17 protein-coding genes and 1 other RNA gene are annotated in these 25,424 nt (G+C 47.2%); 14 read left to right on the top strand and 4 right to left on the bottom strand.

Annotation, left to right across the window (positions count from 1 at the left end):
* Positions 1-24: 24 nt before the first annotated feature.
* The 8 genes from eno to FGT79_RS29135 all read left to right on the top strand — a co-directional run bounded on the left by eno (position 25) and on the right by FGT79_RS29135 (position 8,635).
* Positions 25-1,317, top strand: a complete 1,293-nt coding sequence (eno, locus tag FGT79_RS29170; protein ID WP_138756339.1) for a phosphopyruvate hydratase — start codon at positions 25-27, stop codon at positions 1,315-1,317.
* A 226-nt stretch (positions 1,318-1,543) separates the two neighbouring features.
* Positions 1,544-2,311: a sugar phosphate isomerase/epimerase family protein gene (locus tag FGT79_RS29165; RefSeq protein WP_138756338.1), complete on the top strand. Its 768-nt coding sequence runs from the start codon at positions 1,544-1,546 to the stop codon at positions 2,309-2,311.
* A gap of 99 nt (positions 2,312-2,410) precedes the next feature.
* Positions 2,411-2,647, top strand: a complete 237-nt coding sequence (secG, locus tag FGT79_RS29160; protein WP_138756337.1) for a preprotein translocase subunit SecG — start codon at positions 2,411-2,413, stop codon at positions 2,645-2,647.
* A gap of 170 nt (positions 2,648-2,817) precedes the next feature.
* Entirely contained in the window at positions 2,818-5,922 is a 3,105-nt protein-coding gene (rnr, locus tag FGT79_RS29155; protein ID WP_138756336.1) for a ribonuclease R, read from the top strand.
* 258 nt (positions 5,923-6,180) lie between these two features.
* Complete coding sequence (locus FGT79_RS29150; protein ID WP_028609190.1) at positions 6,181-6,381, top strand: cold-shock protein; 201 nt, start codon at positions 6,181-6,183, stop codon at positions 6,379-6,381.
* A gap of 747 nt (positions 6,382-7,128) precedes the next feature.
* The gene (gene smpB / locus FGT79_RS29145; RefSeq protein WP_138756335.1) at positions 7,129-7,608 is read left to right on the top strand and encodes an SsrA-binding protein SmpB; all 480 of its coding nucleotides are present in this window, start codon (positions 7,129-7,131) and stop codon (positions 7,606-7,608) included.
* Positions 7,609-7,868: 260 nt separating this feature from the next.
* Positions 7,869-8,234, top strand: a transfer-messenger RNA (tmRNA) gene (gene ssrA, locus FGT79_RS29140).
* 98 nt (positions 8,235-8,332) lie between these two features.
* Entirely contained in the window at positions 8,333-8,635 is a 303-nt protein-coding gene (locus FGT79_RS29135) for a hypothetical protein (protein WP_138756334.1), read from the top strand.
* Between the two features lie 796 nt (positions 8,636-9,431).
* Here FGT79_RS29135 and FGT79_RS29130 read toward each other — a convergent pair.
* Positions 9,432-11,771: a helix-turn-helix domain-containing protein gene (locus FGT79_RS29130; RefSeq protein ID WP_138756333.1), complete on the bottom strand. Its 2,340-nt coding sequence runs from the start codon at positions 11,769-11,771 to the stop codon at positions 9,432-9,434.
* A 287-nt stretch (positions 11,772-12,058) separates the two neighbouring features.
* Here FGT79_RS29130 and FGT79_RS29125 point away from each other — a divergent pair, with 287 nt between their 5' ends.
* From FGT79_RS29125 to FGT79_RS29100, 6 genes are all read left to right on the top strand, one after another.
* A complete protein-coding gene (locus FGT79_RS29125) occupies positions 12,059-12,997 on the top strand; it encodes an ABC transporter permease (RefSeq protein ID WP_138756332.1) in 939 nt (312 codons plus the stop codon).
* Positions 12,998-13,007: 10 nt separating this feature from the next.
* A complete protein-coding gene (locus FGT79_RS29120; RefSeq protein WP_138756331.1) occupies positions 13,008-13,892 on the top strand; it encodes a carbohydrate ABC transporter permease in 885 nt (294 codons plus the stop codon).
* Positions 13,893-13,966: 74 nt separating this feature from the next.
* On the top strand, positions 13,967-15,499 hold the full coding sequence (locus FGT79_RS29115; protein WP_138756330.1) for a DUF3502 domain-containing protein: 1,533 nt from the start codon (positions 13,967-13,969) through the stop codon (positions 15,497-15,499).
* Positions 15,500-15,529: 30 nt separating this feature from the next.
* Positions 15,530-16,576, top strand: a complete 1,047-nt coding sequence (locus FGT79_RS29110; protein ID WP_138756329.1) for a glycoside hydrolase family 130 protein — start codon at positions 15,530-15,532, stop codon at positions 16,574-16,576.
* Positions 16,577-16,672: 96 nt separating this feature from the next.
* The gene (locus FGT79_RS29105) at positions 16,673-21,868 is read left to right on the top strand and encodes a discoidin domain-containing protein (RefSeq protein WP_171056504.1); all 5,196 of its coding nucleotides are present in this window, start codon (positions 16,673-16,675) and stop codon (positions 21,866-21,868) included.
* A gap of 1,208 nt (positions 21,869-23,076) precedes the next feature.
* Entirely contained in the window at positions 23,077-23,478 is a 402-nt protein-coding gene (locus FGT79_RS29100; protein WP_138756327.1) for a hypothetical protein, read from the top strand.
* Between the two features lie 52 nt (positions 23,479-23,530).
* Here FGT79_RS29100 and FGT79_RS29095 read toward each other — a convergent pair whose 3' ends face one another.
* From FGT79_RS29095 to FGT79_RS29085, 3 genes are all read right to left on the bottom strand, one after another.
* A complete protein-coding gene (locus FGT79_RS29095; RefSeq protein WP_138756326.1) occupies positions 23,531-23,926 on the bottom strand; it encodes a type II toxin-antitoxin system death-on-curing family toxin in 396 nt (131 codons plus the stop codon).
* 1 nt (position 23,927) lies between these two features.
* The gene (locus tag FGT79_RS29090) at positions 23,928-24,191 is read right to left on the bottom strand and encodes an AbrB/MazE/SpoVT family DNA-binding domain-containing protein (RefSeq protein ID WP_138756325.1); all 264 of its coding nucleotides are present in this window, start codon (positions 24,189-24,191) and stop codon (positions 23,928-23,930) included.
* A gap of 636 nt (positions 24,192-24,827) precedes the next feature.
* On the bottom strand, positions 24,828-25,424 hold a 597-nt coding region (locus FGT79_RS29085; RefSeq protein WP_138756324.1), incomplete at its 5' end, for a transposase.

The following is a 25,424-nucleotide window of genomic DNA, read 5'->3' as shown; positions in this document are numbered from 1 at the left end:
ACTTTAAAAGGAGTGTTTTCTCTCATGTCAATTATCGTTGATGTATACGCACGCGAAGTGCTGGATTCCCGCGGAAATCCAACTGTAGAAGTAGAGGTATCCCTAGAATCAGGCGGCAAAGGCCGTGCAATCGTTCCATCCGGCGCTTCGACTGGCGCATACGAGGCTGTTGAGCTTCGTGATGGCGACAAATCCCGTTACCTAGGTAAAGGCGTTCTGAAAGCTGTTGAGAACGTTAATACAGAAATCGCTCCAGAAATTATTGGTCTTGACGCTCTTGATCAAGTAGCTATCGACCGCAAAATGATCGAGCTTGATGGTACGCCTAACAAAGCGAAACTTGGCGCTAACGCGATCCTTGCCGTATCAATGGCAGTAGCTCGCGCAGCAGCTGACGCTCTTGATGTACCTCTTTATACTTACCTTGGCGGATTCAACGCTAAAGTACTTCCAGTTCCAATGATGAACATCATCAACGGCGGCGAGCACGCTGACAACAACATCGACGTTCAAGAATTCATGGTTCTTCCTGTTGGTGCTGAAAGCTTCAAAGAAGCGCTTCGTATCGGCGCTGAAATTTTCCACAACCTGAAAGCTGTATTGCATGACAAAGGCCTTAACACAGCTGTAGGCGACGAAGGCGGCTTCGCTCCTAACCTTGGTTCGAACGAAGAAGCAATCACAACAATCATCTCTGCAATCGAGCGCGCAGGCTACAAGCCAGGCGTTGACGTATTCCTAGGTATGGACGTTGCTTCTACTGAATTCTTCAAAGATGGCAAATACGTGCTTGCAGGCGAAGGCAAATCATTCACACCTGCTGAGTTCGTTGACCTTCTTGCTTCATGGGCTGACAAATACCCAATTATCACAATCGAAGACGGTTGCTCTGAAGACGATTGGGATGGTTGGAAATTGCTTACTGAGAAACTTGGCGGTAAAGTGCAATTGGTTGGTGACGATCTATTCGTTACAAACACAGAGCGTCTTTCCGACGGTATCGACAAAGGCGTGGGTAACTCGATCTTGGTTAAAGTTAACCAAATCGGTTCGCTTACTGAAACATTCGATGCAATCGAAATGGCAAAACGCGCTGGATACACAGCAGTTATCTCTCACCGTTCAGGCGAGAGCGAAGACAGCACAATTGCTGACATCGCTGTAGCTACAAACGCTGGCCAAATCAAAACAGGCGCTCCGTCCCGTACGGACCGCGTTGCGAAATATAACCAATTGCTTCGCATTGAAGACCAATTGGGTTCAACTGCTCAATATGCAGGTAAATCAGCATTCTACAACTTGAAAAACTTCAAATAAGACGCAAATTGCGGCTTTTGAAGAAGGGCGTGTCCACTCGGGCATGCCCTTCTTTTTTTTGCCATCATTCAAGCTGCACCTCGAAATATAGGAAAGGATATCATTTCGCCAGCTTTCTCTATATTTCTAAGCGAAACGTTAGCTTTGCCGCCAAAGGACGGCATCAGCCTTTTACGCTTGGACATAATAAACAGGAACAGCATTATTCGATTAGGCGGTGTGATGTATGGCGAGACCGGGTATAGGCATTCAAATGTATTCCTTGCGGGATCAAACTGAAATTGATTTTCTGGGCACACTCGAGAAAATAGCGGAGATTGGATATGCGGCAGTTGAGTTTGCAGGGTATTTCAAAACACCGGCGGTTGAACTCAAGAGCAAGCTAAGCGAGCTTGGACTGGCGGCTCCCTCCGTTCATGTTCCCTTGAACTTTAGCGATTCGAAAAATATGGAATCCGATTTGGCAGGCCAAATTGAATATGCCAAAGAGCTTGGCGTGACTTATATCATAACGCCTTGGGCACCTGTACCGGAGCAGCCGACGATGGATAATGTGAAATATTTGATTGATGTGTTCACGAAATGCGGCCAGCAGGTTAGAGCAGCAGGGATGAAGTATGGGTTTCATAATCACGACTGCGATTTCAAATTGGTGGAGAAAAAAACGGTTCTCGATCAGATATTAGCCGAAATGCCATCTGAGCTGATGGTGATGGAATTTGATTTGGGCTGGCTGCATATCTCGGGCTATAAGCCTGCTGACTATTTGAAAAACTATAAAGGCCGCGTACCGTTAGTACATTTGAAGGATTTCTCCAAAGGTTTGAAAGACGCAGAAATCGGAAAAGGTGAGGTTGGATATGCTGAACTGTTAAGCGAGCTTGAGCCAGCAGGTGTTGAATTTATGATTGTTGAGCAGGAGCAGTTCGAGTCAAGTTCGCTTGAGAGCGCGGCTAATAACTATCAATTCCTGAAATCCCATGGCTTTGCATAAAAGGCCTTGTTTTGGGCTAGTCCTATTGTAATTTAGGCCCAGCTATGGTACACTCGATTTACGTGTTTTTACGGAGCTCCTATGCTGGAGGTGGAATGAATGGATATCATATTGAAGATCGTGCTCGTTATTTTCTCTGTCGGCTTGATTGCTGTAGTCTTGCTGCAAAAAGGGAAGAGCGCAGGCTTGTCCGGTGCGATTACGGGTGGTGCTGAGCACTTGTTCGGCAAACAGAAAGCGCGCGGTTTGGATTTGTTCTTGCAGCGTTTGACAGTAGTTCTTGCGGCTGGCTTCTTTATATTAGCGCTTGTTGTATCTTACTTCGTAAAACAATAACGAACACACACGCAGAAAGCGAGGATATTCCTCGCTTTTTTTGTATTTTACACATATTCACGGATGCTTGGCTTCCATTTCGTGTATACTACATGGTATATGATAATCTATCAACCTGCTGCAACCTAAGCTAGAAACGGCTTGCAGGTTTATGAGGAGAAAAACAACTAATGACCATTCACGAGCAGCAACTGCTTGATTTTATGAAAGAAACGGCTTATAAGCCGATGACGTACCAAGAGCTAGAAAAGCATTTTGGTATCGAGGGCGCAGCGGAGTTTAAGGAGTTCCTTAAACTGCTGAACCTGCTAGAAGATGCGGGCAAAATTATTCGTACACCGAATGATCACTACGGAGTGCCGGAGCGAATGAACTTATTAAGAGGCAAGCTGCAATCGCATGCGAAGGGCTTCGGTTTCTTAATTCCTGATGACAAAGACCATGGCGATGTATATTTGCATGCCAATGACCTGAAGAGTGCAATGAATGGCGATATTATTCTGGTTCGCGTGACGACGAGAAGTGAGCATGGCGGCAGAATGGAGGGCGAAGTTGTCCGCATTGTAGAACGTGCGGTTACCCAAATCGTAGGGACATTCGAGGATCATGATGTGTATGCATTCGTTGTACCGGATGATAAACGGATTAACCGTGATATTTTCATTCCTAAAGGCGGCTATCAAGGAGCGGTTTCTGGACAGAAAGTCGTTGTCAAAATCGTTTCCTATCCCGAGGGACGTTCCGCAGCGGAAGGCGAAATTGTCGAAATTTTAGGACATAAGAACGATCCTGGTGTCGACATTTTGTCGATTATTCGCAAGCATCAGCTGCCGGAAGGCTTCCCGGAAGAGGTAACGGCAGAAGCGGAAGCTGCGCCGGATTCCATTACCGATGAAGAGATTGTACAGCAAGGAAGACGTGATCTTCGCAGTGAAGTCATTGTTACAATCGATGGCGAGGACGCAAAGGACCTGGATGATGCGGTACATGTGAAACGGCTGGAGAACGGCAACTATTTGCTTGGTGTACATATTGCGGATGTCGGCTATTATGTGACGGAAAATTCTGAGCTGGATCAAGAAGCCTATCGCAGAGGCTGCAGTGTATATTTGGTCGACCGCGTCATACCGATGCTGCCCCATCGTTTGTCGAACGGGATCTGCTCGCTTAATCCGAAAGTGGACCGCTTGACTCTCTCCTGCGAAATGGAGTTTGATGCGGCAACGCTGAAGCGTGTGCGTCATGACGTATTTACGAGTGTGATTCGTACGAAAGAGCGGATGACTTATACGAATGTGAAAAAAATTCTGACAGCTACGGAAGAAGAGCCGCAGACGGAACTTAAAGAACGTTACGCCGATTTGCTCGATATGTTCAGCCTGATGGAGGATCTCGCGATGCGCCTGCGCTCGAAGCGGATGAAACGAGGCGCTATTGATTTCGATTTCCAAGAATCGAAGGTTATCGTAGATGAGAACGGCAAAGCAATCGATATTATCAAGCGTGAGCGTTCCGTCGCTGAGCAAATCATCGAGGAGTTTATGTTGGTTGCAAATGAGACGGTTGCAGAGCACTTCCACTGGCTGCGCGTTCCATTCCTGTACAGGATTCATGAGGATCCGACTCAGGAGAAGCTGCTCAATTTCGTTCAATTCGCTTCAAACTTCGGCTATACCGTAAAGGGCACTGGCAATTCGATTCATCCGAAAGCACTGCAGACGCTGCTTGAGGATATACGCGGCACGAAGGAGGCAACCGTTATCTCGACGGTGATGCTGCGTTCGATGAAACAGGCCAAGTATGATGCGCAAAGCCTCGGACATTTCGGACTTGCGGCTGAGTTTTATTCGCACTTTACGTCTCCTATTCGCCGTTATCCTGACCTAGTTATTCACCGCGTTATTCGCGAGGTGTTGAATGGTGGAGGTCAACTGACGGAAGCGCGCAATGAGACGCTTACGGCGCGTATGCCTGAAATCGCGCAGCACTCCTCTGAGCGGGAGCGCGTAGCAGTGGATGCTGAGCGTGATACTGAGCAGTTGAAGAAATGTGAATTCATGCTTGATAAGGTTGGCGAGGAATTCGAAGGTATTATTAGCAGCGTAACGAGCTTCGGGATGTTTATTGAGCTGGACAACTCCGTTGAAGGCTTAATTCGTCTTAGCGATATGTCCGACGATTACTACAATTTTCATGAGCAGCATATGATATTGGTTGGCGAGCGTACTTCGAAAATATATCGAATCGGCGACGAAGTGAAAATTCGAGTCTCTCGTGTCAGTATGACCGAGCATACGATTGACTTCGAGCTGATGGACATGAAACCGCGCAGCGGTAAAGGTATACCAAGCAGCTTCGGCGGAGGCAAAAAACGCGGTGGTTTCGGTGATCGTGCGGGCAGTGTTGATCGTGGCGGACGAGGTGGAAAAGGTCGTGATGGCGGCCGCAGCCGAGGTCAAGGTGCTGGGAGCGATAGCAAACGTGGTGGATCAGAAGATCGTGGTCGCAATGGAAATGCTTCAACCGTGGGAATAGAAGGTAAACGCAGCGGAGCAGAGAATCGTGGTCGTAACGGAAATAGTCCAAGCGCGGGTATTGAAGGCAAACGCAGCGGAGCAGAGGATCGCGGCCGTAGCGGAAATGGCCAAAGCGCAGGAACTGAAGGGAAACGCGGCGGAGCAGAGGATCGCGGCCGTAGTGGAAATGGCCAAGGCGCAGGAGCAGATGGCAAACGCGGCCCAGCAGGTGCTGGAGCGCGCGGCAGCAAAGGCCGCGGTGGTAAAAGCGGAGGCCGCGGAGGATTCCACAGCGGTATAGACCGCAGCGTGGTAGGTATTGTCGAGCAAGCCAATCCGTGGCGGCTCGATGCTCCTGACAGCGGGCGCGGCGGAAAGCGGCGCAGCGGTGCTGGCGCGAACGACGGCGGAGCTTCGTCGGCGGAGCGTGGGCCGGGGCATGAGGCGGATTCATCGCCGGGCAACGGCAGGGAGCAGTTGCGCGGAAGCGGATCGCGCACGGATATGTGGGGCCTGCCCATCCGCAGCAGCGGCGGGCAAGGCGGTCGTGGCGGAGCCGGGAAGCGGCGGAGCGATGGTGTGGATGCGGCGAGGCGGAAGCAATCGGCGCCGAGCGATGCGGTTAGCAGTAGCGAGCGCGGGGAAGATGCGCCAAGCCTTGGTGGCAGTGGCGCGGCTGAAGGCAAGAGCAAGCGGAAGAAGAAAAGCGGAGGCGGGGGCAATGCCACAGCAGCATTTGTCCGCAAGAACCGTAAGTAAATAACAGGGCGGCGACTTCCGTAATATGTCTCATTTGGAAGTCGCCGCGAACTGGACAATATGGGAAAATATATTTAAGCTCGTCGCTTGCTTTTTAATTCTGGGTATAGTACACTCAAATCAATCGATAATATGAACCTGAATTCACATATTGAAAAGGGTGTCATTATAGTCATGAAACCCTTTCCAATGTGTGAATTTTTTGTTTAAAGACAAACCAGGCGCATATTAATATTATTTTTTTGGAGGTTTTTACACATGCAACAAGGTACAGTTAAATGGTTTAACGCAGAAAAAGGTTTCGGCTTTATCGAAGTTGAAGGCGGCAACGATGTATTCGTACACTTCTCCGCAATCACTGGCGAAGGCTTTAAAACTCTTGAAGAAGGACAACGCGTAGAATTTAACGTTGTTCAAGGCAACCGTGGACCACAAGCAGAAAACGTTGTAAAGCTGTAGTAGCTTACGAACGTTGATAAAACCGCCTTTGACCTTAGGGTTGAAGGCGGTTTTTTTGTGCGAAAATAAGGTTGTGTTTCGAGTGGTAAGGTTATTTTTTATGGAATGAGTCAAGCATTTGACACGTATTACGTATGAGGCAGTACACAATCGAATTCGTTATTATGACGTTTCTGACACTCGATCTGAGTGAATAGTCTGCGCCTTGGGGAAGTCAGGAGAGAAGGTGACAACGTAACCATCAGTCCGTTTTCTGGCAGGATATTATAGTATGCCCGTTAGCTTGAAGGATCAACCATGTTCATGTTCGAAGGCGCTGAATACGGTCGACTTTCTTCTTAATGTGAGCACCTATTTGCTTTGCTGGTATTTCACTAGTAGAGACAAAAATGAATATTTTTTCTAAATAATTTTATCAAAAACTCCGTAGAAGGCGCAGGGTAGATCGCCAGCGGCTTCCAGCAGCTGCTCAATCGTTCGAAGGGCCTAACCTCTCTTATATACTTAGGCTGCCTTCCTCGAAGGCTAAGATAATCTCTATTCGGTCTATACGTGCGTTATCGTTGTAAACGCTTTATTAGTAGTAGTGTCAATGATTTAAAGCTGTGTAGGCATTCTATTGTGGGGACAAGTCTACGTGATGAGGGCTCGCTTAAGCTGCCTTGATTTCCGCTTCCAAAGTTGTTACAATGAACACCAGTATATATGCACCAAAGATAGGTGTTGAATGGGGACGAGGTGACTAGCATGGGTAAGAAAAGTGACGGTAAGCAGCTCGCCCAGAACAAGAAGGCTTCCCATGACTATTTCATTGAGGAAACTTTCGAAACAGGCATGGTGCTTATGGGTACAGAAATTAAATCGCTTAGAAATGGCAGAGCGAATATTGGTGATGCTTTTGCCACCATCCGTAACGGGGAATTGTTCATTCACAATATGCACATCAGCCCGTTTGAACAAGGCAATATGCATAACCCTACCGATCCAACGCGTGCTCGTAAGCTATTAATGCATAAGGCTCAGATTCACAAGCTTCTCGGCTTGTCGAAGCAAGAGGGATATGCAATTGTACCTTTGAAGATATACATACGCAATGGTTTCGCTAAGCTGTTAATTGGGCTTGGTAAAGGTAAGAAGCAGTATGATAAGCGTGATACAGCGGCTAAACGTGACGCTCAGCGTGACATTCAGCGTGCCTTGCGCGAGAAGCAGAAGGTCGTTCGTTAGATATGTTGAAGTTTCCATGGAAGCAAGCAGCCAACGTTGCCAATAACAAATACGCGCATTTACTTGCTGTTCGTGGTATACTAGAGCAGTAGCAAAGGCAACATAACGCATATCAGCAACAAGCTATGATCAGCAAGTGCATTCGTGCTAGACAATCGGACAGCCAAACGGAAGAGTTATTTGACGGAAGCTGCTCCTTAATCCTAAAGCTTCAATTGAGCTAAACGTTAGTGTAAGCTGCTGACTGTTTATGCAAAATTGGGGGCGTTTATGGATTCGACGGGGATTGGACGAGCGCGGGTTGCGGGTAGCAGGGAGTCGTCTGCTTCATCAACGCTAAAGCCTATTAAACGGCAAACAACAAACAAACTACGCTTTCGCAGCCTAAGAAACTGTGTGCGTGCTTCTACCCAGCATCGTCCATGTGACTGGATTAGGGGCTAACAAGTAGTGGAATACGCTGTCTCATCTCCGCCTGCGGTGAGCTGAAGAAGACAATCAGGCTGACCTTAGCGAAAGCCGGTTACAGGGCGTTTGCTTGGGTGACATCAAAACTGTGACTACACCCGTAGAAGCCTGTGTGGCGTGATCTTCGGACAGGGGTTCAAATCCCCTCGCCTCCACCAATACCATGAGAAAGAGCACCTCACGCGGTGCTCTTTTTGCTTAGGTTATAAGCATATCCTTTGTTAAATACAGACCGTTTGCTACGGAGCGAGATTTTGTGTGTATTAAAACCCTGAGTCGTTTATTGAAAATTGGAGTATCAATTGATATTACAGGGACTATTTATGATGATTCAATTCATTTTCAAGAGGAACTTGGATTATCCCCGCAAGATGCAATTATTTATTCATCCATTATCAAAAACGTAAAGCAACAACCTGGTGATAAAGTGAAAGTCTTTGTTAGTCGAAATTGGAAAGACTTTGATCAAGAAGAGATTGTTGATGAGCTGCAGTCATATCAATGTAAGTACTTTTCCAATTTCCGCAGTGTGCTTGGTTATATTCAATCGCTCTTGTAATTATGGTGTTTACTCGGGTGACATCAAAACTGTGACTACACCCGTAGAAGCCTGTGTTACGTGATCTTCGTACAGGGGTTCATATCCCATCGCCTCCACTATGAAAACCCAGCCCGCATGAGGGCTGGGTTTTTCTATGGGCGGAAATTGTAGACGGATTGTAGACATTAGAATTTAAGTTGCCTGATCATAGATTGAGTTGTAGACAAAATGTCTACAACATAGTTAGCAATTTCAAATGAATTATTTCATTCGAATCAAAGTATCATGATAGAATCGAGCAAATAAGATTTTAGTGGGTGGTAAATATGAGATTGAATAAAATAATCTATAAACTTGAATTAATCTATTTGGGTTATTACGATCGATTATATACTGATGGGCAACTAAAACTAAAGTAAAAAAACGAGGCACAATCTCAAAATCTGTGCTTCGCTCAACATGTGGTACTTCCCTTACGAATGACGTCTTAATCGGACTTACAAATCGGGCAACATTGTTTGTAGCTAAGCGAAATGGCTTCGATATGAATTTCTTCGGAAGCAATGGATCGAATTCTATGCATCTATAGTTCAGGTATGTCGAGCATTTCATTGATATACTGGATTTGTATCTGTTTATTCCTTTTGTTGATGTTCGGTGAGGCTTACAACAATACAGGAGTGACAGATTTTTTTCCATTTTAAACCTAAAATTATTTCGTCAAGCACTGATTATGGCTTTAAGCCTCAAAAGTACAAATCAAAATGGCCAAATCCTATCTAACATCCAGAAGCACCGCACGCTGCGTGAATTCTTACCGGGTTATTTCATGCTCCACTGTATTGCCGTTTTTATACATCCTTCGATATTGGGCAGGCGTCATTCCATATACCTTTTTGAAGATTGAATAAAACGTGTTAAGCGACGAAAATCCGAAATTATGGATGATCTGCTCGATCGGCGAGTCAGAGGCAAGCAACTCCTGACAAATGTAATTTAGGCGTTTCGCCGATATCATATCCGTAATTGACTGATTTGTCTCTGCTTTATACAAACTGCGGAAATAGTTCACAGACAGATCCAAATGGTCGGCCAGCATTTTGGCGGACAAGTTCGGATCGGTTAATTGTTCTTCAATAAACTGATCCGCCTGCTCAATAAGGGCTGCGTTTTTGGACTGACTGCGGGCAGCTGTAATATCTTCAAGTGTCTTGGTTACCAGTGCTTCCATCCATGGCACCACGTTTTCCATCGTTTCCAGCTGTATGAACTGATTCTCGATGGAAGTCAGCCCCCATGAACTTGGCAGCGGCTGACTGGAGTGCTCCTGCATGAGACGGCGTATATCCATAAACAAGGTTATCAACGACATTTTGCATTCAAAATAGGGGAGTTCCCGCAGCTTGACTACAGCTGAGCGCATAATCTCCAGAACCGTATCCGAATTACCCTTGGGCAGAGCTTGAGCGATCTGCCGCTCTTTGTCCACAGGTAGATGATACAGTTCTTCGGGCACGTTAGCCAGCCAAGCTTTCACGACGAGCGATCCGGGGCCCAATCGGAACCGTTCCTGCGTCAATTCATACGTCTCCAAGTATACCTCATGCATGTCGGTCAGGCTGGGCAGCGTCCTGCCCCAAGCGACGGTCGTGCCGATTGACAAATACTGCTCTATTAACTGCTGGGCTACTTGCAGCTTCTTCGTGAATTCTTCGGACAATGGGGCCGATAAAACAACCGCCACGTGATCGTTCCCCATGTCTACCGTTTGCAGTTTGTGCTTAGACGATTGCAGCGACTCTTCGATGATATTAGAAATTGCAAATCGGAGGAGAAGCCGGTCTTTCTCCGTGTAGGTCTTAGAAAATTGCGAGAAGTGGTCGATTCGGAAGATAGCCACCGATAGATGATTTTCAGGTAGATCAATTCCCCATTCTTGAAATTGAGAACATATTTCTTCTACCGAATGGTAAATATCCCCTAGAAAATCCCGTAAAAACCTCTCCTTGCCCAAAATTTTATTATGCCTCCATTGCTCGGTCAGTTCATGAATTTGATTGCGTTGGGATGTAAACACATTGGATAAGTAGTCAAGTTCATTAGCATTATATCCTTCACCGGGCTTTTCAGCTTGATGCTGCCGCATCACTCTGCTAATCAGTTCTTGAATAGGTGAGTACACCCGTTTGGAAATCAGAACGATAGCGATCAAAGATGCTACGAACAGGATGAGGAACAAGATTATGCTTGTGTTGCGAAGAACGGTGATTTTTCCCAAAATAACAGGCATTGGGATCGTTTCGATAAAGGTCCAATCCTGGATTCCTTTGATGGAGGAGTCTGCGTAAACCATCAGTTGCTCTCCCTGATTCCGGGGCTGAAAGATCTTCCATCCGCTTTCTTCCTTACTCCTGTGGCTCCTGAACTCTGCGATTTGTTCCTGATTCAAAGGAGTGCTGCTAAAAACCGTCTCATCCGTATCATTCAGAACCGTGATCAACCTTTTGGCATAATTCGAATTGTTTTGAAGCAGGGTCATTATATTATGAGTATCCACATTCAGAACGAAAGCGGAGATAGAACTGCCTTTTTCGTAAAATCTTACGATAGTTATCACTTCTTTGGGCTTATTCCCGATAAGAGGGATGGACAAGGTTCTCGGTATGAGAACACTGTGGTCTGCTGTAAGCGGATCCCGTAAACGCTCAATGATGTCCTGATCATAAAAAGCATCCGTATCATTCAATCCAAGTCTGGAATCTATGACGGTATTTGTATAATCGTTGATTAGGTATACCGAATCGATTGATGGGTTGGCGTTCTTAATGTCCATAAGCCGGCTCCATACCTCAAAGGTTTCAAAATCACTGTATTGATCCGAAAGGGCATACACCTTGAGGGTGCTGTCATCGCTGGAGGAGAAGCTGAATTCCAAAGCCCATTCCATCAGTCGCGCTGTGTTCCGGGAGCCGTTCACTAGCAAGGATTCGGAATGATCTCCGATCTCTTCCAGAAGCGTTTTGGAAGACTGCCAATAGAGCAGCACAAAAGATATACCCAGCACCAGAATGTTTGCACTGACAAAATAAAAAATAAGTTTCATATAGGTAGGATGCCGCTTCAACGGTGCGAGGAGTGGAAGTCTGAATTTCATTGCAATAGAACCCCCGTAATCATAATTACCGATTTCATAAAATGGTGGATTAAGTATAGCATAACGTGCATTTCCGTAAGCAGAATCGTTTCTTTTCGATATAGTGTTGTTTTTAGGAAGTTCGTAAATCTGCGTTTGCAGGAAAAATCGGAGTTTGCTGGAATTGCCGCTGCGGCGCGGGCTTGGTAAGGTTACGGCATAGAACGGGACGATGATGTGACTATAGTCTCGATGAAAGGAGGAAAACAAAACGATGCCATACAACTTGAAAGGAGGGAAACAAAACGATGCAATACCAACTTAATGCAAGGCGTGGGTCCAAACTGAAGCATATTATTGGAAATCCTTTTCTCTATGCTATGGCCGTACCAGGACTGCTGTTCTTTCTCGTATTCAGCTATTTCCCCATATACGGGATTATGATCGCCTTTAAAGACTACAATTATGCCAAAGGAATTACGGGAAGCGATTGGGTCGGTTTTAGAAATTTCAATTACTTTTTTACTTCGGATGATTTCTGGGTAATTCTGCGCAACACGCTGACGTTAAACGTGCTGTTCATCGTATTTACTACGGCGGCTGCGGTATTAATTGCGCTAATGTTCAATGAAATTCGCAACGTCTATTTTAAACGAATCTCGCAATCTTTCATTTTTCTTCCTTATTTTATGTCTTGGATTGTGGTAGGCATGATTGTCCAATCCTTATTCGGCGGGGAAGAGCCAATGATCAATGCCTGGCTGCAAAATATCGGCTTGGAACCGGTCAACTGGATGTTTGAGTCGAAGCTGTGGCCTTACATTTTGACGGTGATCCGCGTATGGCAAGGAGCTGGCTATCTTTCTATTATTTTTCTGGCCGCGATTACCGGGATAACGGAGGATTTGTACGAGGCTGCCCGGATTGACGGGGCATCTAAGCTGCAGATTGTGCTGCGCATTACATTGCCGTTGCTCGTTCCAACCATAATGATCATGACTTTGCTGGCTGTAGGTAAAATTTTCAACGGGGACTTTGCCATGATCTATGCCATTATCGGCGATAATTCCTTGCTCTATCCGACTACCGATGTCATCGACACCTACGTATTCCGCTCCATGAGACAGTTGCACGACTTTGGTATGTCTTCGGCAGTTGGCCTGTTCCAGTCAGTTATGGGTCTTGTCTTCGTCATTGCCGCCAACTGGGTAACCCGAAGGGTGTCTAAAGAATTCGCTTTATTTTAGGAGAATAACGATGAGACAGAAACAAAGCGCTGCAGATCGAACTTTTACGGTATTTGCCTATACGTTCATTTTATTGTTCACCTTATTTTGTTTGTTTCCTTTTCTGCTGATGATTATCGGATCGATTACGGACGAAGGAGAACTGATTGCGCACGGGTATACTTTATTTCCGCAAAAATTATCGCTGGACGCTTATAAAGCGGTTTTGCAGTCGGATGTGTTGTTCAACGGCTATGCGGTCACGATTTTTATAACCGCCGTAGGTGCATTAAGCGCGTTGTGCATTTCCGCTATGCTCGGTTATTCACTGGCCAACAAGCGGAATGTCTTGCGATCGCCTTTTCTGATTTTTTGCTATTTACCTATGCTCTTTTCTGGAGGCATCATTCCGTTCTACATTGTGGTCAGTCAGTGGCTGCATTTGCAGAATACCGTTTGGGTACTAATTTTAACCATGTTATGCCAACCGTTCCTCGTCTTTTTGCTGGTTAGTTTCTTCCGTACGATTCCCGAAGAATTAGAGGAGGCTGCAAAAATGGACGGAGCGAATGAAATGAGAATTTTCTTCCAAATCATGATTCCGATTTCGAAGCCGATTCTAGCCTCCGTCGGTCTCTTTTATGCTCTAAACTACTGGAATGACTGGTTTATGGGATTGATGTTCGTTGACAATGAGAAGTTGTTCCCGCTGCAGTTGATTCTGCGTCGGATGGTATCCAATATGGAAGCCGCTAAAAATCTCATACCCTCTGCAGTAGCCATTTCCGTAACACCGCCAACCTATGGCGTGCGAATGGCGACAACTGTACTGACTATTGGCCCGATTGTCTTGCTGTATCCCATGCTTCAGAAGTATTTCGTCAAAGGTCTAACAGTAGGCGCCGTTAAAGGGTAAGTGAGGATTATCAGCATTAATCGGATTCCCCGGTTAATCAAAACGTTTTCTCAAAATATAAGGAGGGTAAAAGAATGAGTTTAAAAAAATGGTTTGGTGCGACGACGGCATTGGTATTAGCTTCGTCACTGATGTTGGCGGGGTGCGGAGGCAATTCGGAGAATGGCGGCAAGGAAGAGAATTCACCATCGAATTCGAATAGCGCTACATCCGCTCCGAAGGCAACGGTGACATTGAAAGCTTACTTCCCAGGAGATAAACCGACGGGCTTTGATGATGTGCTGCAGGCGGTCAACGATAAATTGAAAGCGGACAATGTCGGAGCGGCCTTGAATATCAATTTCTTGCCGTGGTCGGATTATGGGAATGCTCTATCCGTGAAGATGTCTGCCGGGGAAGAATTCGATATGTATCTGGATGCACCATGGTTATCAATGAATCAGATGATTGCCAGCAATTCTTTGAAGGAACTGGATGTCATGGTGGCCGAGCGTCCGGAACTAAAAGCATCTATTCCGGGTGAGATGTGGGAGTATAACAAATTCGATGGAAAGATTATGGGCATTCCGCTCGGTACCACACAGGGACAGCTCTATGGTATGCTGATTCGCAAAGATCTGCGCGAGAAATACGGACTTCCTGAGTTGAAAACGCTCGACGATTTAGAGAAATTTTTGTATGCGGTCAAGGAAAACGAGAAGGATGTCAAGCCCTTCGTCATTAACGGCATCAAAGCCGATAAGCTTCCGTTTATTCTGAGCGAATCTGCTAACCAGGCGCTCGATGAAGTGCTCGAAATCGGTGTCAACATGTTCGCCTATTCAACCAAGGACAAGAAAGTAGTCGGTCAATGGGCAAGCCCGATGATTGCCGATGCTTATGAACGCGTCACCAAATACTACAAGGACGGCATACTTTCCAAAAATATCGCTCAGGAGCAAAATGCGGAAACACTGTTCAAGCAAGGCAAATATGCGGCTACCTATTATTCGACTGATGGCGTGGAAGGATTGAAATATTCGGAAATGCTGCAAGACGGCAGCGACAAACTTGAGGTGTTCGTTCCGAACGGTGATCAGGCCAAGCCGTATACCGCTTTCCAGCAATGGAATTTCCTTTGCTTCCCAACTTCATCCAAGAACGCCGATTTGGCGTTGGACGTCGCTAATTGGTTGTCGATTAAGGAAAACCACGATTTGATGGAATACGGTATTCAAGGCAAGGACTGGGAACCTGTCGGTGAATCGAGCTATAAGATTCTGTCGAGCTATACTTTCCCAGGCTATGTACTGACTTGGCGGCCAACATTGACCCGCACGGCGGACACGATGATGGCAGACGACAAGAAGTGGTTCGACTTCTCTACCAACCCGGCTAATTTCACACTTAGTCCAACTTCGGGCTTCAACTTCAACGCTGAGAAGGTGAAGACGGAATATGCGAAGATTACGCCGCTTCACGATTCGATCTTCTTGCCGCTTAGCCAAGGCGTGCTGCCTGCCGATCAAGGTAAGACGATGCTGGAGGAAAAAATGGCGAGCCTCGGCGGACAAAAAGTAATCGATGAAATACAAGCGCAAATCGACGCCGTTATATCGGGTAAATAACAGACTTAAATACTGAAAGAGGTATCTCACATGAACATAAAACGTAGCGCGCAAAATCCTATTATCCGTGTCGAGGATGTTGTGCCCTCCCGCCCCGACTTTCGAGTGCTGGGCGTGTTTAATGCAGGCGTTGCGCAGTTGCGGGATGAAATTATCCTTTTACTGCGTATTTCGGAAGCGCCGGTATCGGAAAAGGCGGACGAGGTACTTGTCCCCCTGCTGAACGAAGCGGGTACCGAGGTACTTGTAGAGTGCTACGACAAGACCGATTCGAGCTATGATTACTCCGACTCCCGATTCATCGCAAAAGACGGACGCACGGTCATGCTCACATCTTTATCCCATCTCCGGGTGGCGCGAAGCAAGGACGGCGTTCATTTCGACATCGAACCGCAGCCAGCCTTGTTTCCGGAGAACGCTCTGGAAGCTTGGGGAATTGAGGATCCGCGCGTGACTCAAATGGGGGACATCTATTATATCACTTACAGCTCCGCGTCCGCGCACGGCGTAGGCGTAGGCTTGGCGGAAACCTGGGATTTTCGAACATTCAAGCGACGCGGGCTTATGCTAGCTCCTGAAAATAAGGACGTCATGATATTCCCAGAAAAAATAAACGGCAAATACTACGCCTTGCACCGTCCGGTGCCGAAATCATTCGGCTCTCCCGAAATGTGGATCGCCGAATCACCCGATCTCGACCATTGGGGGAATCACCATTTTCTAATGGGGCTAAGCGAGCAAGGCTGGGATTCCGCTCGTATGGGCGGCGGTGCGGTTCCGATTCGAACCGGACGCGGCTGGCTTGTGTTGTATCACGGAGCAGATAGCACACATCGCTATTGTATGGGCGCGGCGCTGCTCGACTTGGAGAGCCCGGCCAAGGTTATCGCGAGATCTCGTATCCCCGTATTGGAGCCGGAAGCTGCATATGAGGTGAATGGATTTTTCGGAAAGGTCGTGTTTTCGTGTGGAGCCCTGTTGTCGGATCAAACGGTCCGCATGTATTACGGTGCAGCGGACGAAGTGATGGCCGTAGTGGACATACCGTTGGAGGATATATTTAATACGCTTTCTTAAAGGGTTGGAGGCAGTGCGAACTGCCTCCTTCAATTTCCTGATCTGAAAGCGTTGTCAATGATTTTTCAGTTTAGAAGAACAAAGGAGTGCATGTGTATGACTGACAAAATGAAAAGATTTGTAAGGAGGTGGACATGTCTTGTTATTGTCTGTTCAATGATATCGTCCATTTGGTTCTACTCGCCCGCATCGGCGAGTACTCCCGAGGCGACGAACGATGCTCAAGAAATCGCCGAAATGAGATTGATGAAAGAGCGGATAGTAGCCTTCTACATCTCAAGAGATATCATAAATGACGGAACGAACGGTCGGGTAGAATGGACCTTCCAGTCACAGGCTGGCACCTACTTATCGAGTCAAAACGCTAATGGGAGCTGGGGGGATGTCGATTACGCGAATACAAGCTCCAGCGCCAATGGAAGAGCTTGGTCGCCATACCTTGCATTAGATCGGATGCAATCGATGGCTCAGGCGTTCGCAGACCCGAGTAGTCCATACTATCGTAGTGAAACCATGATAGCGGGTATTCAAAAAGCGCTGGACTACTGGTTTACGGTAAAGCCGACTTCAACCAACTGGTGGGAGACCGGAATCGGTAAACAACTAAGATTGGAGAAAATCGCGATTTTGTGCGAAGGCTATTTAACTGAAACGCAACTCTCCAATATTATCGCCACGTTAGACAGCGAGCCGAACACGGTAGATGGCGCCAACTCGTCCTGGTACAATCAAAATTATATGTTCCGCGGCTTATTGCTGGAAGATGCCCAGATCGTTCGGAAGGCAGTGAATGCGTTTAATGTGCTGTCGAACGTGACGACGACCGTTACGGGAATCCAGTCGGATATGTCTTTCTTTATGCATGGCAAAACGAATTATACGACGGGTTATGGAAGAAGCTTTGCCAGAGATATGTCCTTTTGGGCGTACGTTACCTCAGGTACCATTTTTTCTTACAGCAAGATTGCGATCGATTCGTTATCATCCTACTTATTGGACGGCACCAGGTATCTCGTGAGGGGCGATGTTGCCGATCTGGGCATGGGGATGAATGGACCCGATTGGCCGGATTATGAAAGCGCGGCTTTGACTTTCTATGAAGATCCGTTGCAGTGGATGCTAGCGGCCAACCCGGCGAGGGCGGCGGAGTTTGCGAGTTTCCTGAACAATATTCGCCAAGTTGGCACAATCACGAGCAACGGACAGGACGCCAACAATATGACGCAATGGCAGACGCTGGTATCCTCCCATATGCGCAATGACTTTGGAATTACGGTCAAAATGTCTTCGAGCACGGTCAAAGGCGGCGAATGGAGAACGATTCATCCCAGCGGATATAATCTGTTGTACTGGACGCCGCAAGGAGCTACTGCCATACAGAGAACAGGCGACGAATACAGACCCATCTACCCGCTGATGGACTGGGCTCACGTTCCAGGAACGACGGCCCCGTATGCGCTCACGAAAGACGGGAATTTCAACAACCCCAAAACATTCGTAGGCGGCGTGACCGATGAGCGTTATGGCGCCACTGCGTTTGATTTCAACAAGCTGAGTACAAGCGGGAAGAAGGGCTATTTCTTCTTCGATAATGAAATGGTGGCGCTTGGCGCGGGAATTACTTCGACGAATGCCGCTTCCATACACACGACATTGAATCAAAGCCAAGCGGTTGGAGAAGTTCTCGTAGATGGCAATCCGCTCGCGGACGGACCGTTGCAAACGAACGGTCGTTGGGCCTACAACGATAATATCGGCTACATATTTCCGAATCCAACGGATTTTAAAGTGCAAAGGGAGACGAAGACCGGGAAATGGAGCGACGTCATCACGGGAAGCTCTACGGCGCCGATTACCCAATCGATTTTTTCGGTTTGGCTCGACCATGGCGTGAAACCAACAAACGCTTCCTACCAATACATCGTATTGCCGAACAAAACCTCCGAAGAGGTCAGCAGCTACGCAAGCGACAACCCGATCCGTATTCTTTCGAATACACCATCGGTTCAGGCTGTTCGGCATAATACGCTGGGCATTGCGGAAATGCTCTTCTATAAAGCCGGAACGGTAACGGTGAGAGACGGTTTGACCGTCAAAGTAGATCAACCCGCAATGGTTATCGTTGACGAATCCGTATCTCCTGTCCGTATTTCGGTCTCCAATCCCGAAACGCCGGGGATTATCGTGAACGTGACGCTGAATCGTAACGGAGAAACATCCACGACAAGCTACAAGCTTGGCAAAGATACGTTCACAGGACGAAGCATAACTTTGAACGAGAACGCCTCCATCGACGATAGAGAGTTCGATCTCGCTTACGATAAAGGCGCGGCCGCTTCATCCAGCAAGAATAACTATGCTTCCTCGAATGCCACGGATATTTATAGAACTTCGTATTGGAGTTCGAATCATTCGGACAATGAGTGGATAAATGTTGATTTGCAAGATCAATATGTGATCAATAGAGTTAGGCTGAATTGGGAGAACGCGTACGGGAAAAGTTATAAAATTCAAGTATCGGACGATGCCGTCGCTTGGAGGGACGTTTACTCGACGACGATGGGCGACGGAGGAATCGACCACATCTCCTTTCCTTCGGTCAGTACCAGGTACGTTCGGATGCAGGGTGTTCAGCAGGGCACCGGGAATGGTTACTCGCTTTACGAATTTAAAGTATTTGAAGCTTTATCGCCCAATCTTGCGGAAGGCAAGCCGATAGTGGCAAGCTCGTTCAAAGCCGCGGACGTGGCGCCCGGTAATGCTGTCGATGGCATTGTGAATACCCGTTGGGGATCTAACTATTCCGATTCGCAGTGGGCTTACGTCGATCTTGGCTCCAGCCAAACCATCCAAAAGGTTGTTCTGAGTTGGGAATCGTACGGCAAGGAGTACCAGATTCGAGTTTCCGACGACGCGACGAATTGGACTACGGTTTACAGCACCGCGAACGGAGCGGGCGGAACCGATAATATCTCCTTCGAACCCGTAAAGGCAAGATACGTTCAAATGAATGGAATCAAGAGAGGGACCACATACGGCTACTCGATTTGGGAATTCGAAGTGTATGAATCACTATCGCCCAATCTGGCGGAAGGCGTGCCGGCAGTGGCAAGTTCGGTCAGAGCCTCGGACGTGGCGCCAGGTAATGCTGTCGATGGCATATTGAGCACTCGTTGGGGATCTAACTATTCCGACTCGGAGTGGATCTACGTCGATCTCGGCTATAGCAAACCCATCCAGAAGGTCGATCTCCATTGGGAAAGCGCGTACGGCAAGGAGTACCAAATTCAGGTTTCCGAGGACGCGACGAATTGGACTACGGTATACAGTACCGCAACCGGAGCCGGCGGTATCGATAAAATCTCCTTCGAACCGGTGAATGCGAGATACGTTCGGATGAATGGCACCAAAAGAGCGACCACATACGGCTACTCACTCTGGGAGTTTAAAGTGTACGGTATCGAAAACGTACAAAGGGTTCCCTCCCGGATCGAACTTCAAGTAACGCCGTCTGTCGTGACGGTTGAAGGCGATGTGTCCGTTACGGGAGTCGTCTACGGCGGCGATGTTCCGTTATCCGGCGTAGAGGTCGAAGTCGCGGCTTCGTGGGACAGCACCAAAACTGCTAAGGCAGTAACGGATGAGAACGGCCAATTCAGCACAGTCTTTACGGCGCCGTCTGTTGCCGGAAACGTGACGTTCGCGGTCGTTCTGCCAGCAAGCCCGTCCTTGACGGATACGATTACTGTGTTCGTGAACCCGGTCGCACAAGTGCCCGCTCGAATCGAACTGCAAGCGACGCCGTCTTCCGTGAAGTTCGGAGACGACGTGACCGTTACGGGAGTCGTTTACGATAGGGACGATCTTCCGGTATCCGGTATGGAGGTTGAGATCACGGCAGCTTCGGGCAACATCCAAGACGCCAGTTTGGTAACGGATGAGAACGGCCGGTTCAGCACGGTCTTTACGGCGCCGTCAGCTACCGGAGAAGTGACGATTACGGCAGCCTTGACCGCGAATCCGTCCGTGAGTGAGACGACTGCCGTTTACGTAAACGAGATCGTGCAAGTGCCCGCTCGAATCGAACTCCAGGAGGTGCCGTTTCCCGTGATGTCCGGAGGCAACATGTCCGTTGCGGGAGTTGTCTACGACGGCGACGATCTTCCAGTTCCCGGCGTGGAGGTCGAAATCGCGGCTTCGTCAGGCAGCATCGAAACCGCTAATGTCGTAACGAATGCGAACGGCGAGTTCAACACAGTCTTTACGGCGCCGTCAACTGCCGGAGAAGTGACGATTACGGTCGTATTGACCGCGAGTCCAATCGTGGTAGATACGATTACCGTTTCCGTAATTAAGGCCGTACGAATGCCCGTTCTAATCGAACTCCAGGCTACTCCGTCTTCCGTGATGGTCGGAAATGACGTGTCCATTGCGGGAATTGTATACGACGGTGACAATCTTTCGGTCTCCGGCGTAGAGGTCAAAGTCTCGGCTTTGTGGGGCAGCATCGAAACTGCTAAAGCAGTAACGGACGAAAATGGTCGATTCAGCACAATCTTTACTGCGCCGTCAGCTGCCGGAGAAGTGACGATTACGGCCGTATTGACCGCGAGTCCGTCCGTTACGGGGAGAATAAACGTTTCCGTAAACGAGCGTTCAAACGGAGGAGGCGGAGGAAATTCGGGAGGCGGAACTCCCGTGACCCCGCCGCTAGACCCCGATGATTCGAACGATGGTCCGGACGTTCCAGTACCTGGTCATGCCTTCGCCGATATTGCCGGTCATTGGGCCGAAGCTAATATCTTGGAAGCTGAAAAGAAAGGAATTATCACAGGTTATACGGACGGTTCGTTCCGGCCCGATCGTACGGTGACGCGCGCTGAATTCGCGGTGATGCTGGCGAAAGCGCTGAAGCTTCAGAACGAAGAATCGGTTCTGTCCTTCAAGGATGCGGACCGAATCGGGAAGTGGGCTCGGACAGCCGTCGCGCAAGCCGTAAGCTTGGGTCTTATCCAGGGCGATAAGAATGGCAACTTCCGTCCGGATGCGGCCATTACGAGATCGGAAATGGCCGTAATGCTGGCGAGAGCATTAAACCTAGCATCTGAAACCGGTTCCACCGGATTCGCTGATGATCGCGACATTCCAGACTGGGCCGTCGGGGCGGCAGCCGAGTTGAAAAAGTTGGGGATTATGCAGGGGAAGGGCGGCAACGGCTTCTTCCCGAATAATGTCGCGACGAGGGCGGAAACGGTCACGGTTCTGCTTCGGATGCTTGCAGCCAAGGATTAAGAATAAAAGGCAAAACAAATTCGGACGGGAGAATCCGCTCGAAGGAAATTGAAGTAATAAGGAGGAGGACGGAGAGACCGGCACAGTGATGTAAGAAAATGGATCGAAAGAATCCATGCCGACCTCGTTTCCAACCTTCGTATAATTACTCTACTTTACCTTAAGGCTTGGGGAAGGGGCCGCGGCATCCCGTGGTCGGGTGGCCTCGCAGATACTGCGACAAGCGATTACCGAGTCAAGCGGATTAAAGTATTGGTCTAATCCAAAGTTAATCGATTATTTGAGTTTTTTCAAACCCTCTTCTTCGACGTTTTTAAACGGAGAAGGGGGTTTTCGTCTATAAGGAAGTGCCGATGACTACATCGAAGAGTCGGAGCTTCCGAGGTCTGTATAACATCCAATAATGATATGTTAGGGCCAATTAACGGATTCTACCGTATTTTTTATATGACGGTTTATTAAGCTAAGTGTGAAGATGTGGTAGTCATTATTCTTTTATTAGTCTTTCAGAGTGCTAAGTTAAATTGGAAAAAAGTAGTTATTCAATTATGGTAAATTTTTCTTAACTACTGAGTGTGAAGGAGAGGCGTATACATTGTTATCATTTCATTTGCGTAAAATTGTTCACCTTGCCTTAATCTTTGTACTGCTGCTTGAGATTAATGGTTAGAGGGAAATCAGTTAGTAACGCGGCAGTTCATATTATCATCAACTGACGAAATGGATCTAGAATTTGATGTATATTTCGATAAGTTAAGAACTGAGCAGCTCGTTACGTAAAGCTATCGGCGGATGTTTCTTCAACACACAACGAGAATCAGTTTGCTTCCGATTGGTATTATTGTTTTTGATAAAAATGGATTCTTTGCATTGAGAATGTATGAAGAAAAAAGTCTGTATATAAAGGGAAGCGAAGCCCCTCGCCTCCACCAAATGTAGAACCCCATCCGCGTGAGGATGGGGTTTTTGCTATGCTGGATAAGGGCTGTACCTCGAAAAGATCAAAAGAACTGAAGGAGTCAAAGCATAACTACCACGAAATGGGTCATACTGCACTCATATTGAACTTTGCTTGTGACGGATTACTTGAGACTAAGTGGGTAAGTTTGAGTTTGTTGAAGTTGTATCAATAATTTTTATTATTTCAACGATTCAAAACTAGCAAATAGGAAAAGTTATTAATATAGATTTGAAAGGAGGAATAACTATTGGGTGCATCATGTATTTCAATGGTAAGGATGGTTACAGTGGGAAAGCATTTCCCAAAGAAACGCGAATCAATAGCTGAGTTAAAAGCACTAGAAAATGCCTATCTTGATGGGATGAGGGAAATACTGAGCGAAGTAGCAGCTAAAAGACATCATGAAATGTGTGACATGCGTTCTGATAATCCTCATGTTAGAAAGGTGAGTGAAGAGTCTCATCATGCAATTAATAGTTTCTACAATAGTTTAAACGAAACACAGAGTAACTTATATGGTCGCATAGAGGAGACAATAAACATAGAAAGAGCTCTTGAGGAGAAGGAGATCTTTGTAATCGGATTTCTAGAAGGATATCGTTTTATCAAAGAACTTCAGAGATCGGGCGGAGGCCTGACGTTGGTTTAGAAGTTGTAACCCAATAAAATGGGAAACCCGATCCTTGTGAGATCGGGTTTTGTTATACGTTGACGCAGTGCTCTTCAATGAGTGCTGAAAGTGCTTGAAATGAATATTTATGATTCACCATATCAACCGTCATATCTTCAGCGTCTTTCTGGCCCATTACAAATAGATATCCATTCAACTGTAGGAAGATAACAAGAGATGCAAAGGCTGTTCTCTTATTGGCATTTTGAAATGGATGATTCATGCCTAATGATTCAAAAAAAGCAGTAGCTTTATCGAATAATGAAGGATAGGCATCATCACCAAAGGCGGATGAACGTGGTCGTAGAATAGCTGATTCCAATAAGCCACTATCTTTGACTCCAACGTGTTCACCAGGACTATATTTCTGAATCAAAGCCACATTAATCGCAATGACTTCTTGAACAGATAAATAACGGATCTCCATCCTAGCGATCCTTCAACCCTTTTAATGTATCTTCATATTGTTCCATGACTTGTGAAAGGGTATCTAAAAAGTCGGGACCAATTCCAGTTGGTAACTCAACCTTATTTGCTTTGCGAATGATAATTTCTCCATCTGTTTCTTTTACATCAATATGCACAGTGTCACCAAGCACAAGACCGATTTGTTTCAAGGCTTCTGTCATGGTAATACCAAGGCTATTTCCGAACTTTGTAACTTTGCGTTCCATTTCTATCACCTTACCCATATCATTCACTCCTAATTATACTATTCAACTGTTATTACAATTATACACATTGTTTGAATATAAATAAAGATTGTTTACAGTAGCAGAAGGCGTTTGCTTGGGTGACATCAAAACTGTGACTACACCCGTAGAAGCCGGTGTGGCGTGATCTTCGGACAGGGGTTCAAATCCCCTTGCCTCCATTTCCACCAAGGAAGGCCCGACCTCATGAGGTCGGTTTTTGTGGTTTTTATTTTTGTTAAGGCGAATTTTTGTTGAGCTCCTTCGGTAAAATGTAGTTTCCTCACGAATGCTCGCTTATTCGCAGGATCTCTCCCAATAGATGAATCGCTATCTGGAAAGAAGAGGGGATGTACCGCCAAATCGGTAGCCGAAGCACATGCGGGAACAGAAGGGGCGAATTTTCGCTCCTTTTTTACTGCTTTATTGCACGTTGCTCCACGTACCTCCAGAGGCTTTGACTCCCATTTCTCGACGAGTCGATGCCCTTTCATTCCTTCGTTACGCCTATCCGGTGGGTGGAGGCCGGTTATCCTAACGGTACGGGTCTGTGCCCTTTTGTTCAACGCAATCCGGTACTCCGTGCAGTCTTGAGATCCCGCGAATAAGCCAGTATTCGTGCTAATTGAGAAGCGGTTAAGCAGCTTGTTTCATAGGGAAGATTCGATTCGGTTCGTAAGCTTCGCCGCTCTGTGCCATAGCAACCAGAACGCGTGCCAGCTTGCCACAAAGCTTCATCACGGAACGCATCGGTTTCATGCTTTTCGTCTTTACATTCACTTCATGCTGTTGTTTAAACGATACATCATTCATGATGAGGGCCATGGTTGCCATGAATAGAGCATGCCTAAGCCTTGGTCGGCCACGTTTGCTGATGGACATTTGCCCTTTCCATTTGCCTGAACTCGCTTCAGCCAGGTTGAGGCCGGCATGCCGTAGCAAGGCGTTACCATGTGCATAGCCGCTGAGGCCGCCAGCCTCACCGAGAATACTGGCGACAGACAAGGTGCTCATGCCCTTCATTGCCAGCAGGGGCTTAGTCAGCGGAATCTGGGCCAGTGCGGCCGCGACTTCAGCCTTAATGACCTGCAGTTGCTCCATAGCTAGATCATATTCGGCTAGTAGCTGTTGCAGATGAAGCTTGTAGGCCTTCTCAGCATGCTTGGCACCGACTGAGCGGGCTGCAAGAGCCAGCAGTTCGCTAGCTCTTCGTTCACCACTGTGCCTTCTCAT

The sequence above is a fragment of the Paenibacillus sinopodophylli genome, from assembly GCF_005930355.1.
GTDB lineage: Bacteria > Bacillota > Bacilli > Paenibacillales > Paenibacillaceae > Pristimantibacillus > Pristimantibacillus sinopodophylli.
Note: the sequence above shows the minus strand (reverse complement) of the source record. Positions and strands in the feature narration are given on the sequence as shown.